This is a genomic window from Rahnella variigena, from assembly GCF_003610915.1.
In the GTDB taxonomy this organism is placed as follows: Bacteria; Pseudomonadota; Gammaproteobacteria; order Enterobacterales; family Enterobacteriaceae; genus Rahnella; species Rahnella variigena.
The window spans coordinates 3128839-3141458 of record NZ_NSDJ01000001.1 but is presented as its reverse complement, the minus strand read 5'-3'; the positions used below and the strand labels follow the sequence as shown (position 1 = coordinate 3141458).

The 12620-nt window shown below is 53.0% G+C and carries 12 protein-coding genes; 6 read left to right on the top strand and 6 right to left on the bottom strand.

Translation table 11 applies throughout. The annotated features are described in order from the left end of the window. Positions 1-6: 6 nt before the first annotated feature. Complete coding sequence (xdhC, locus tag CKQ54_RS14565; RefSeq protein WP_120162560.1) at positions 7-795, top strand: xanthine dehydrogenase accessory protein XdhC; 789 nt, start codon at positions 7-9, stop codon at positions 793-795. On the opposite strand, the gene CKQ54_RS14560 is transcribed toward xdhC, so the two are convergent. Next, a complete protein-coding gene (locus tag CKQ54_RS14560; protein WP_425272788.1) occupies positions 788-898 on the bottom strand; it encodes a helix-turn-helix domain-containing protein in 111 nt (36 codons plus the stop codon). The two genes, xdhC and CKQ54_RS14560, sit on opposite strands and share 8 nt — an antisense overlap. 83 nt (positions 899-981) lie before the next feature. Between CKQ54_RS14560 and CKQ54_RS14555 the strand changes: the two genes are divergently transcribed. From CKQ54_RS14555 to CKQ54_RS14545, 3 genes are read left to right on the top strand one after another with little or no spacing between them, the layout of a single operon-like run. Then, the gene (locus tag CKQ54_RS14555) at positions 982-2049 is read left to right on the top strand and encodes an ABC transporter ATP-binding protein (protein ID WP_120162562.1); all 1068 of its coding nucleotides are present in this window, start codon (positions 982-984) and stop codon (positions 2047-2049) included. Positions 2050-2079: 30 nt separating this feature from the next. Further along, the gene (locus CKQ54_RS14550; protein ID WP_167459638.1) at positions 2080-3075 is read left to right on the top strand and encodes an ABC transporter substrate-binding protein; all 996 of its coding nucleotides are present in this window, start codon (positions 2080-2082) and stop codon (positions 3073-3075) included. A 19-nt stretch (positions 3076-3094) separates the two neighbouring features. Continuing rightward, positions 3095-4825, top strand: coding sequence for an ABC transporter permease (locus CKQ54_RS14545; protein WP_120162563.1), 1731 nt, complete (start codon positions 3095-3097; stop codon positions 4823-4825). A gap of 71 nt (positions 4826-4896) precedes the next feature. Here CKQ54_RS14545 and CKQ54_RS14540 read toward each other — a convergent pair whose 3' ends face one another. Next, positions 4897-5505, bottom strand: a complete 609-nt coding sequence (locus CKQ54_RS14540; protein WP_120162564.1) for a hypothetical protein — start codon at positions 5503-5505, stop codon at positions 4897-4899. A 265-nt stretch (positions 5506-5770) separates the two neighbouring features. Here CKQ54_RS14540 and CKQ54_RS14535 point away from each other — a divergent pair, with 265 nt between their 5' ends. After that, positions 5771-6466 carry a GntR family transcriptional regulator gene (locus CKQ54_RS14535; RefSeq protein WP_120162565.1) on the top strand — a complete coding sequence of 232 codons (696 nt, stop codon included), beginning with the start codon at positions 5771-5773 and terminating at the stop codon, positions 6464-6466. Positions 6467-6518: 52 nt separating this feature from the next. Here CKQ54_RS14535 and fetB read toward each other — a convergent pair whose 3' ends face one another. From fetB to manA, 4 genes are all read right to left on the bottom strand, one after another. Beyond that, on the bottom strand, positions 6519-7292 hold the full coding sequence (fetB, locus tag CKQ54_RS14530) for an iron efflux ABC transporter permease subunit FetB (RefSeq protein ID WP_120162566.1): 774 nt from the start codon (positions 7290-7292) through the stop codon (positions 6519-6521). After that, on the bottom strand, positions 7279-7950 hold the full coding sequence (gene fetA, locus CKQ54_RS14525; RefSeq protein ID WP_120162567.1) for an iron efflux ABC transporter ATP-binding subunit FetA: 672 nt from the start codon (positions 7948-7950) through the stop codon (positions 7279-7281). The genes fetB and fetA overlap by 14 nt, the downstream gene beginning before the upstream one ends. Before the next feature lie 155 nt (positions 7951-8105). Then, complete coding sequence (locus tag CKQ54_RS14520; RefSeq protein WP_120162568.1) at positions 8106-9635, bottom strand: YdgA family protein; 1530 nt, start codon at positions 9633-9635, stop codon at positions 8106-8108. Between the two features lie 134 nt (positions 9636-9769). Further along, entirely contained in the window at positions 9770-10951 is a 1182-nt protein-coding gene (manA, locus tag CKQ54_RS14515; RefSeq protein ID WP_120162569.1) for a mannose-6-phosphate isomerase, read from the bottom strand. Between the two features lie 247 nt (positions 10952-11198). Here manA and fumC point away from each other — a divergent pair, with 247 nt between their 5' ends. Further along, positions 11199-12596: a class II fumarate hydratase gene (gene fumC, locus CKQ54_RS14510; protein WP_120162570.1), complete on the top strand. Its 1398-nt coding sequence runs from the start codon at positions 11199-11201 to the stop codon at positions 12594-12596. Positions 12597-12620 lie beyond the last annotated feature (24 nt).

The window sequence follows — 12620 nt, the reverse complement described above, 5'->3', positions numbered from 1 at the left end:
GTTTTCATGCGTACTGATGACTGGATAACCCGTCTGCATGATTTGCAACGGCGTGGCGAGCCGTGTGTGGTGGCGACGCTGGTCGAGAATCAGGGCTCCACGCCACGTGATGCTGGCAGTAAAATGTTGATCACCGCTGACCAGATATTTTATACGCTTGGCGGCGGTAATCTGGAATTTCAGGTGACCAGCATTGCCCGTGAAATGCTTGCATCTGGAGCGAAAATCTCCCGTTTCGAACACTTTTCCTTAGGAGCCCGCCTCGGGCAATGTTGCGGCGGCATGGCGTCGGTGTTGCTCGAACCGCTCGGGCAACCGCAGCCGCACGTGGTGGTCTATGGCGCGGGGCATGTCGGACGGGCACTGGTGAATATTCTCAGCACGTTGCCGTGCCGTATTACCTGGGTAGATGCCCGTGCCAGTGAATTTCCCGTGGTAGTGGATCCACAAATTACCTGCATCGTCGATGAAGAACCTGAAGGTACCGTGGCGCAGATGCCCGCTGGCAGTTATTTCATGGTGCTGACGCACGACCATCAGCTGGATTTCGCCCTGAGCGAGCGGATCCTCAAACGTGGAGATTTCCGCTATTTCGGACTGATTGGCTCGGAGACTAAGCGTAAACGCTTTGACTACCGGTTATCGGGGAAAGGGATTTCGGATGAGCAGCTGGCGAGAATGCGCTGCCCGGTCGGGCTGCCTGATGTACGCGGCAAACTCCCCGCAGAAATCGCCATAGCCATTGCCGGAGAGTTTATTGCCGCGTATGGCGCGCACAGTCAGGTGGTCAGCTGAGTTTTTTGAACTCGAAGGTGCCGCCGAGTGCGACGGCGTAACGGCTGATGGTGGTCAGAGTTGGGGACGCGACACCGTTTTCCAGGCGACTAATCTTCGCCACCGGTTCATAAAACAGTCACAAAACCGCAGTAATTTGTTTCCTCATCGAACAGGCCATTGGCGCACTGAGGAAACCTCCGACGCATGTCTGCTATCCAGATCTCCCACCTGAGCAAATCCTTCACCACCCAGCCGGTGTTAAATGATGTTTCGTTGAATATCCGGCACGGCGAGTTCGTGGCCGTGCTCGGGCCTTCCGGCTGCGGAAAAACGACTTTACTGCGCACTATTGCCGGTTTTGAGCCGGTCAGCAGCGGTACGATCACCGTGGGAGATCGTCTGTTTTCATCATCTGACTTTCATGTGGCGCCGGAGAAACGTGACCTGGGCATCGTGTTTCAGAATTACGCGCTGTGGCCGCACATGTCTGTTGAGGAGAACGTGGCGTACAGCCTGAAAGTGGCGGGAATGGATCGTAATGAACGCAGCACCAGAACGCAGGATGCGCTGGCGCTGGTCGGTTTAGGTGATTATGCGACGCGTCGTCCTGCGGATCTGTCCGGTGGTCAGCGGCAGCGTGTGGCACTCGCGCGTTGCCTGGTGACACGCCCCGGTGTGGTGCTGCTGGATGAGCCGCTGGCGAATCTCGATGTGCATTTGCGTGCAGCGATGGAGGAGGAGTTCAGCCGTTTTCATCAGCATACCGGCGCGACGTTGCTGTATATCACGCACGATCAGCAGGAAGCGATGGCGATTGCTGACCGCGTCGTGGTGATGAATGAAGGTAAGGTCATGCAGTTCGCGACACCGCAAACGTTATACCGGGAACCGGCTAACGCCATGGTTGCGTCCTTTATCGACGACGGTCGCGTTATTCCGGCACAGAACATCCTGCCAACAGAAAGTGGCAGTGCTCTGGCTGAGATTCTGGGGAGGCGAGTCCGCTTGCGGGCATCACCTGACCAGACTCCGGTTGTCAGCGCACAAGTTTGTGTTCACGCCGATGATTTACGCTTTGCTCAGGCCGGTGAACAGGGTATCGCTGCCCGTATCACCCGGGTGATTTATCGCGGGGGATATCATCAGTATGACGTTGAACCTTTAAGCGCCCCCGAACTTCGGCTTTCACTGCATTCATCTGCCGGCAGACTTTGGTGTATTGGTGACAATGTCACTTTTGTCATCACTGACGGCTGGATCATTCCTCAGTAATTTTCATTTCTTAAGCACAGGGCTACGAACATGTTTAATAAAATAAAACTTACGTCTTCCGCTTTGACTTTGGCAGTGGTGCTGTCAGCTCCGGCATACGCCGCAGATGCTGCTTCAGGCAAACTGGTGGTTTATACCTCGCAGGCACCTGAAATCGCGCAACAGACCATCGATGCCTTTAAGGCGTCATATCCGAATGTACAGGTGGAATGGACGCGTAATGGCACCACGCAGTTAATGAATGTGTTGCAGACGGAAATGATGGCCGGTGATGTGAAAGCTGATGTGCTGCTGGTCGCGGATTCCATCAATCTGGGTGCGCTGAAAAAAGACGGCAAGCTGATGGCTTATGCCGATGCACCGGTGGGGAATATCAGCCCGAATTTCTATGACAAAGATAAAACATGGTTTGGCACCAAAATCATTGCCACGGTCATTGCCTATAACACTAAAAATGCCAAACCCGCAGACAGCTGGATGGCGCTGACCGATCCACAAAACAAAGGTCAGGTGGCAGTGCCAAGTCCTCTGTATTCCGGGGCGGCGTTATATCATCTGCATACGGCGATTAATACGCCTGATATTGGCTGGGCGTTCTATCAGAAACTGGCGGCAAACGGTATTACACCGGAAGGGGGTAATGGTCCAGCGCTGAAGGCGGTCGCCAGCGGAATGGCGAAATACGGTGTGATCACTGACGCCGATATTATCCGTGCCAAAAAACAGGGCTCACCGATAGATCTGGTTTATCCGAAAGAAGGGGCTTCTTTCGTGACGGAACCGGTCGCGATACTGTCCGGAGCGCATAACGTGCCGGCAGCAAAAGCGTTTGTCGATTTCATGCTGTCGCCACAGGGTCAGCAACTCGTGGCGAAGCAGGGCAACCGTCCGATTGATGCCGGCGTTGCGGCGCCGGAAGGATTTGCTCCGATGGATTCGTTCAAACTGCTGACCCTCGATTCAGATAAAGCAGTCGCAGACGACAAAGAAGTCCGCGCAAAATTCACTGAAATCTTTGGTGGCTGACAGCACAAAGGGCAGATAAATGAGCGTGATGAGTGAAATCCAGCGCCGGGTAACCCCTTCGCGTCGTGGGTGGCCGGGCAGTGAGAAAGTGGTGCTCTGGGGACTGACGCTGTTGATAGGCATATTATCGATAGCGCCTCTCACACGGCTGGTATGGGCGGCAATTGCCCCCGATGGCGTGCCGGACGTCACACGATTTATGCATCTGCTGGGTACCCGCAAAGTGGTGTCCGCCACGGTGAATACGCTGACGATTGCCATTATCTCAACACTTCTGGCGATGTTGCTGGGTACGGTGGCGGCGCTGCTGATTGCGCTGACCAATCTGCGCGGTAAGCAGGCATGGGTATTTACCTTTATTCTGCCACTGATGATCCCGCCGCAGGTTACGGCACTGGCGTGGGTGCAGGCACTTTCACCGTCGAGCCCGGTTTTGCAATTCCTGGGGCTCAGTTTACCCGCCGGTTCACCTTCACCGTTGTATTCGCTGACCGGCATTATCGTTTTGCTGGGGCTGCATAACGCGCCGCTGGTGTTTCTTATGGTGCGTGCAGGATTACGCAGGCTTCCGGCTGAACTGGTGGAAGCGGCACGCAGCGGCGGAGCTAAACCCTGGCGGGTGCTGTTTACAGTGATTTTGCCGCTGGTACGTCCGGCCATTTTTGCGGGTGCGGCACTCTCTTTTGTCACCTCCGCGGGCAATTTTGGTATTCAGGCGATGCTCGGTATTCCGGGGCGGATCCCGACGCTTATCACGCTGGTTTATCAGCAGCTCAACAGCGTGGGCGCATCGGCTCTGGCGGATATGGCCGTGCTTTCATTGCTGATTGCCGCGATTACGCTGGCCGGACTGATGTTCAGCCGCTGGCTGGGCGGCCGACAGGATGTGCGGGTCACCGGTACGCCGCGGGCGTTGCATCAGACACTCGGTCGCTGGCGTTTGCCGGTTGAGGTAGCCGTGTGGGGATGGATGGTGCTGACGCTCATACTGCCAATGTCCGCGTTGCTGACCACCTCGCTGACAACCGGCTTTGGTCAGGCGCTGACGGTACAAAGCCTGACGCTGAGCAATTACGCTAATGCGTTGTTTGGCTATCCGGCTATACGACACGCATTTATCACCAGTCTGGGGCTGACCGTGATGACCGCGCTGATACTGACCCTTGTTTCGCTGTTTCTGGCCTATTTTCTCAGCTGGCAACGTACGCGTCTGGTGCGGATTTTGCAGCTGTCCACCGAACTGGCGTACGCATTGCCGGGGATTGTCACGGGCATTGCGGCGATCCTGTTTTTCCTCAGGCCATTGCCGCTGCTGCACATCAGCCTTTACGGCACCGTCTGGATCATTCTGGCGGCATATCTTTCGAATTTCATGGCGCTGGTGCTGCGCCCGACACTGGCCGGATTCGCCCAGATCGAACGCTCGCTGGATGAAGCCGCGCAAATCTTTGGTGCGGGATTCCTGCGAAGAATGCGCGATATTCTGATGCCGCTGGCCGCGCCTTCGGCGATGGCCGGAACTATTCTGGTCTTCCTGACCGCACTCAATGAAATTCAGGTGTCGATTTTGCTGGTGACGTCCGGCACTCAAACCCTCGGGCCGATGATTGTCTTTCTGGATGAAGGCGGTTCATCAACCCTGGCCGCTGCAGTGGGATGTCTGATGATTGTCGTCGTGCTGGGAATTATGCTGCTCGCCTCGCTGTTCGCGCGTCGTCTTCCTGAAGGCGTCTTGCCTTGGCGGATATGAATGAAAAAGCCTGCTGCATAAACTCGCATCAGGCTTTTTTTTAACAGTTATCGTTTTTAGCAGATAGCGGTTTACAGCGTTTTAAGCGGCTCACTGCGTTTCCAGAAAGCAATGGCAGAACCCAGGCACAACAGGTAACCCATCATTTCGGTGCCTTCTTCGACAATATTTTTCACTTCCCGGACATAGTCGCCCTGCATCACGGCTTTCCAGATAAGGTTCATTCCGAAGACGCGGGAAAAGACCAGGATCAGCACCAGACCGCAAACCATATAATGGCAGGCCGGATGGGCCAGAAAAGCGGACAATCCGCGCAGGCTGGTTTTCGGTGTGATACATGCCCAGACAATACAATAGACCGCGATCAGGCTGGCAAAATAGACCCATGAACCGTAGTGGATCTGATCAAATAAGGCGTCGAGTTCGCGGATAAGCATACAGAAGAAGAACCCGCCAATCAGGATCATGCCGCCGCGCAAGGCCGGATGTTTTTTGGCCTGCAGGAAAAACAGTGCGCTGATGGCCAGCAGTGTCAGTTCCTGCAGGATTTCAGTGGCGGAAATTTCCTGCACACCGTCTTTGAATACAGCCACATCCAGCCAGATGACCAATGCAGTGAAGACGGCTCCCAGTGCTAATACGATAAAATTGAGTAAATGTTTCAAAAGTGTGTGTTTCATTATTGTCCTGTTTTCAATACGTTGGTGCGCTTACTTTACATGTTCTGAACATTTATCTGCATAGCGTGAGGTACAGCAAGGATACGGAAGGTCATCGCGGGGATATTGGGAATGTGTGCTGGAATGATAATTACTATGAATGTTAAGTGCTATTTCCTAGGATTTTTTGCATGATTTGGGACTGCACGTCATTTACTAATGACGAAAGCAAACGGTTGATGTTAGCGTGCAGGGAAACTGCCAGAAAGAGGCCATTTAGCATTCCATGAGTAATCCAACTACAACCGCCAAGCAGCTGGAAGTTCAGCGCATTGTCGACGTTTTATCAAAAGCCATCGCCCAGCAACGCCTGCGTCCCGGCACACGTCTGGTCGAATCTCAACTCGTTGAGGCACTCAGCGCTAACCGCAATCATGTTCAGGTGGCGTTACAACGTCTGGCTTTACAGCGTATTGTCACCATCGAACCTAACCGCGGCGCGATGGTGGCTCAGCCCACGGCGAAAGAGGCGCGCGAAGTCTTTATTGCCCGCCGTGCTATTGAACGCGCCATTGTGGAATGCATCGGACAGGATGTTATTCGTCGTCATCGTCAGCGGATCACTGCCCATTTGCGCGGTGAGCGAGAAGCGGTATCGTCTGAAGACCGCCGTGCCGTCGTGCGGGAATTAAGTGAGTTCCATCTGATACTGGGCGAAATTTCAGGTAACGATGTGCTCAGTGAAATTCTGTCGAATCTGATGGTGCGCAGCTCCCTGATTGTCGCGCTGTATCAGCGTAATGAAGTTCCTTCATGCCAGTGTGATGAGCATCAGGCGATCATTGATGCGCTGGAAGCCGGTGACAACACACTGGCGGCAGAAATCATGCAGGAACATCTCGACGATCTGGAAGGGGTGTTGGATCTTGACGATGAGGCAGCCGGGGAAGTGAATTTGCGTCAGGCGTTATCGGATTTATAACGCCGTAAAGGCAGAGTGCCCGTCAGTGAAATCGCTGACGGGCAAGAAAATATTATGATGATTGCAAATCGCGCAGTTGAGCACGGTCATTGTAGAAACGTTTATAAGACAGATAACCGGCAATAATTGTCGATAAACTGGCGGTCGCCAGCAGCATAAATGTCACCATAATCTGATACTTGATCGCTTTCACCGGATCGATACCCGCAAAAATCAGCCCTGACATCATCCCCGGTAAACTCACAATCCCCACCGTTTTGGCGGCATCGACCGTCGGGATCATCGCAGCACGAATACTGTCACGGATAATCTGCCCTGAAGCCATTTTTACCGGTGCACCCAGACTCAGCATCTCGAGGATTTTTTGCTGATTATCGAGAAAGCGCTGATTCAGATTGCTGTAACACAACCCTACCGCCACCATCGCGTTACCGGCAATCATTCCTGAAATCGGGATAACCTGCATGGGCAGAAACTCAATCGAGCCGCTCAGGATCAGAATGGACAGGGTCAGCGCGGTGCCAGTCGTGATCGCGATAAACGAAATAATAAAACCGTTATCAATGTTGCGGCTGCGTTTTTTGGCGTTCAGTGCGGCATTCACGCAGATGAACAAAACCATCAGTACCGTTAACAGACTGTTATTGATATCGAAAATGTATTTGAGCACATAGCCGACAATCACTAACTGCACGACGGCGCGGGCGACGCTCCAGATAATGTCTTTTTCGAGACCGAGTTTTTCTTTTTTGCTGACCAGCAGGGCGACGACCACAAGGATCAGTGCGAGAGCCAGCGACTGGTTAGTAATATTATGCTGATTCATGAGCCGCGCTTCCTTGTGAATGACGGGTCAAAGTGACGACATGTTTCGCGTGGCGGATTTCATTCTGATCATGGCTTACCCACAATACGGCGATCCGCTCTTTGTCAGCCAGATCCGCGATGATCTCGTTGATGTTTTTCTTATTTTCTTCATCGAGTGCGCTGGTGATCTCATCAAGCAGCAATACGTCCGGCATAAATTGCAGATTACGCAGCAGGGCGACACGCTGCTTTTCTCCGCCGGAAAGCTCCTGTGTTCGCTTGGTCAGCATATCCTCCGATATATTCACCCGTTTCAGCCAGTCGCGAAGTTGCGCGTCATCAGGCTTTTTATTGCGGATCTGATAAGGCAGGGCGAGGTTGTCATACACTGTTTCGCCAAACAGCGATGGTGTCTGGAAGCAATAGGACACCCGCTGGCGGTAGGTTTCGGGCTTAATTTGCGCGATATCTTCACCTTTAAACCAGAGCTTCCCGCCGGTCGGCGTTTGCAACGCAGCAACGATCTTCAGCAACGTACTTTTACCGCTGCCCGAAGGGCCGGTCAGTAAGGTGAATTCACCCGGATTGAGGGTGAGGGAAACAGGTTCAAGAAGCGGAATATTGTTGAGTGTAAAAGAGACGTCTTGCAGACGAAGGAGGTCAGTAGGAGTGGTCACGCCTGAAAATCCTATGGTAAAAAATTGATTGTGTGAATCATATCACTCTTTTACCGGATAAAACGCAGGGGGTTGTAGGCTTATGACGCATAAAAAAAGCCCGTTTTTCAACGGGCTTTGATCAGTTCCAGTAATATGAGCTCTGTCGTTACAGATTACTGAGCCGGAACGGGTGCTACCGGGGTTTCCTGCTCAGGCGTCGGGGCTGGCGCTGCTGGCCCACCCAGAATACCGAACAGCCCGGCGAATTCCTGCAACGTCATTTTCTGGCCATTCAGGTCAACCTGATTGTCAGCGTAATGGAAACTGCTGGTGATAGTGTCGTCTTTCACTGTGGTCAGTTTAAACATCTGACCCATCGCCGCCAGCCCCTGAACCTGCTGCTGAGCCAGTTTAGTGGCGTCGTCAGCATTATAGCCTTCGATCTGCGCAACCTGAGTGGTCACCTGAGTCGCCATTGGCAGAGGGATCGTCAGTTTGGCGTCCACTTTATTCACCAGCTGAGACAGCATCTGATCTTGCGTTTGTGCCGGGGTGGCAGCCGGGTCTTTCAGATCCAGCAGCAGATTGAAGCTGCTTTCGCCTTTGCTGTTTTTCCAGCTCAGCGGAGCAATGCTGATGGTCGGATTACCCTTAAGCAGTAACGGCAGATTTGCCAGCAGTAAATCCGCGGCCTGCTGCTGATAAGCCGCAGGATCCAGTTCACCTTGCTTCATCAGCAACTCACGTGACTGCTGATTGTAGTTGTCGGCAAACTGTTTCAGGGCTGCGCCATCAAGCTTATCCAGCTTCAGGGTCAGTTTTGCAGAACCGAAATCCTGACCCTGAACTTTCAGTGCATCGATGGTGTAATCTTGCTGTCCGCCAATGTTATTGCCGTTTTCTGAGAATTTGCTGACCAGCTTGAAGTTGTCCAGAGAACCGGCGTCTTTGCCATCAACGTTCACCAGGATCTGCTTCACGGTCAGGTTCTGATCGCCCACGCCCACCTGGAATTTACCCTGACGGGTATCACTGTCCATGCTAAAACCTGCCAGAGTTACTTTCTCTAGTTGCCCCCACTGGTTTTTAGACGTCAGCGCGATGCTGTCGGTATTAGCATCGAGCTTCATGGCGGTCAGGTCTTTATCAACATCCACATTGATGGTACCGCCGGAGAAGGCCAGCTGGCTTTCGTCTTTCTGGTACGTCAGAGGAATGATGTCAATCGCCGATGCACTCGCGCCACTATAAGAAACGCGGGTATCGACGGTAACCAGGGATTTCCCTTTGGTCACATCAAACAAGCCTTTAACGGTCGGCGTGTTTTGCAGTTCGGAATGAACAGAGGCCATGCTTGGGATCAGGTTGAATTTTTTCAACTGAGCGGCAGGGAACGGACCGTGGTCGATGGTTTCGATAAAGGCAATTTCGTCACCAGTTTTCAGCACACTGCTGCCTGCGGTGGCAGCGGCAGCATCCGGACGCAGAACGATGCGCATTTTGCTGCTGAACAATCCGCGCTGGTAATCTTCATAGCTGACTTTGAGACCGGCTTTCGGATAAGCGCTTTGCAGCTGGCTGTTGGCATTGGCGACCTGCTCGTCCATATGCTGCTCAATCAGTTTTCCCGTGTACCAGGAGACGCCTGTCCAGGCCGCGCCAAGGACTACAATGACGCTTACAGCGACTAGTGACTTCTTCATATCTCTGTTTATCCTTATGAAATATCCCGAAAATAAAAAACGCCTTACGGCGTTATTAGTCTTCAGAGTGTAGCTGAATCAGCAAAAAAATCATCAAAATGGGGCAGTTAGCCCCATTTTGTTTAGGCTTCAGATCATTTCACCAGCGTATTGAACACCCGTGCAATGCGACCGTTACCGCTGACCGTGACCGGAGACTCACCGGCAGACAAGAAACATGATTCGCCAGGGCTGAGCACCAGCGTTTCATCATTTTTTGCCAGAACGCTCTGGCCTTCAATACAGAAGACAATAGCAGCGCTATCCTGTGCCAGCGTTTGCGGTTCTGCAGCAAGGCTGTGAATTGAAAATGCAAAATCTTCGACAGGGATCGGGAAGTTGAGTTCTGCGCCTTTTACGACCGGCGTAGTGAGTAATTCAGCGGCCGGTTTCGCATTGAATTTCAGGTTGGCCAGTAATTCAGGAATATCGATGTATTTTGGCGTCAGACCGGCGCGCAGCACGTTATCGGAATTCGCCATCACTTCCAGTGAAACGCCTTTCAGGTAAGCGTGCGGGGTTTCAGCATACAGGAACATGCCTTCGCCCGGCTGCAAGGTAATCACGTTCAGCAGCAGCGGAGAGAACAGGCCGCTGTCATCTGGATAAAATTCAGAAATGCTGCGGATGGTGTCCCACGGCTCGCCGTGTTGATCATCGAGCACGGATTTCAGAACGTCCAGCGCACGGGATTTTTCTTCACCTTCGAGGCTCAGCAGACCGGCAAACAGGGTACGCAGATGGTCAACATCCGGGAAGTTCAGGAAGCTGGCGATCAGCTGATGCGCGCCTGCGACAGGTTGCAGTAAAGAAACGATGTCGCGCAACTCACGAAAACCGTTCATTGCCTGGAAAGGCGTCAGGGCATAAACCAGCTCAGGCTTGTGGTTCGGATCTTTATAATTACGCTCGGCGGCGTCCAGAGGGATCCCGGCAGCATTTTCCTTCGCAAAACCAATTTCAGCGGCACCTTTGCTTGGGTGAACCTGAATAGAAAGTGGCTGATCGGCGCAAAGCACTTTGAACAGGAATGGCAACTCGCCAAAACGTTTAGCGACTTTAGTCCCTAACTGACCGTTAAGGTCAGCGCTGATTTGATCACGCAGAGAGACGGTCTGACCGCTGGCATTCTCAACCTGAGAACTGCTTTTAGGATGAGCGCCCATCCATAATTCGGCCATCGGACGGTCTTGCGGGTCGGTAATTCCGTAGAGTTTGGTCAGCGCGTCTTTGCTGCCCCAGGCGTAATTCTGTACACCGTTATGCATCTTTTGCATTGCTTCATCCTGAATAGAAAATATTGCCGCCTAGTAAACAATGCCAAAGCAGGCATTACAACTGCGAAGCCCCAAAAAGTGCCATGAGCGCGTAATTTCAGTATGGAGATCGAATCGAATTATACGCCAGCCTTATAAGTCACTATAATTGAACGGTCGCCAACGGATGCGTGGGAGCGCGAGCGGCATTCAAAAACCTGCAAAAAAACCTGATTTATCATCGTAATAAGCATCTAAGGAGACAGTAATGGCAGCAACACGCATTGAAAAAGACTCAATGGGGCCAATTGATGTTCCGACAGATAAGCTTTGGGGCGCACAGACGCAACGTTCCCTGGAGCATTTTCGTATTTCTTCTGAAAAAATGCCTGAAGCGCTGATCCACGCGCTGGCTCTGACCAAACGTGCGGCCGCCAGTGTGAACATGGATTTGGGGTTGCTGCCGGCAGAGCGCGGAAACGCCATTATTGCCGCCGCTGATGAAGTGCTTGCCGGGCAGCATCCGGCAGAATTCCCGCTGGCTATTTGGCAGACCGGCTCCGGCACCCAGACCAATATGAACATGAATGAAGTGCTGGCAAACCGCGCCAGTGAAATTCTCGGCGGCGAGCGGGGCGAAGCGCGTAAAGTTCACCCGAACGATGACGTCAACAAGAGTCAGAGTTCCAACGATGTGTTTCCGACCGCGATGCACGTCGCCGCGGTGATTGAACTGCGTGAGACGCTGATCCCTGAGCTGAAAGTGCTGCACAAAACGCTGGCAGCAAAAGCGGATGCGTATCGCGATATCGTCAAAATTGGCCGCACGCATTTACAGGACGCCACGCCGCTGACGCTGGGTCAGGAAATTTCCGGTTGGGTGGCGATGCTGGCGCATAATTTAACCCACATTGAAAACAGCATTCCGCACATTGCCGAGCTGGCGCTGGGCGGTACCGCAGTGGGAACCGGCCTGAATACGCACCCGGAATATGCGGTGCGCGTGGCGAAAGCATTGGCGGAACTGACCAATCAACCGTTTGTCACGTCGCCGAATAAATTCGAAGCGCTGGCCACCTGCGATGCGCTGGTTCACGGACACGGGGCGCTGAAAGGTCTGGCCGCCTCGCTGATGAAAATCGCCAACGATGTACGCTGGTTATCTTCCGGCCCGCGTTGTGGTATTGGCGAAATTTCTATCCCCGAAAACGAGCCAGGCAGTTCCATCATGCCAGGTAAAGTGAACCCGACGCAGTGCGAAGCCATGACCATGCTGTGCGCGCAGGTGCTGGGTAACGATGTCGCGGTGAATATTGGCGGGGCTTCCGGTAACTTTGAGCTGAATGTCTTCCGTCCGCTGGTGATCCATAACTTCCTGCAATCGGTGCGTCTGCTGGCCGACGGAATGCGTGGTTTCAATGAGCATTGCGCTGTGGGTATTGAACCGAACCGCGACCGGATCACTCAGTTGCTGAATGAATCGCTGATGCTGGTGACGGCACTGAATACGCATATCGGCTATGACAAAGCCGCTGAAATTGCCAAGAAAGCACATAAAGAAGGGCTGACGCTCAAGGGTTCTGCACTGAAACTCGGTTATCTGACTGAAGAACAGTTTGATGAATGGGTGCGTCCGGAAGCCATGGTTGGCAGTATGAAAGCTTAAGGTTTTTCATCAAAGCATAGTGAA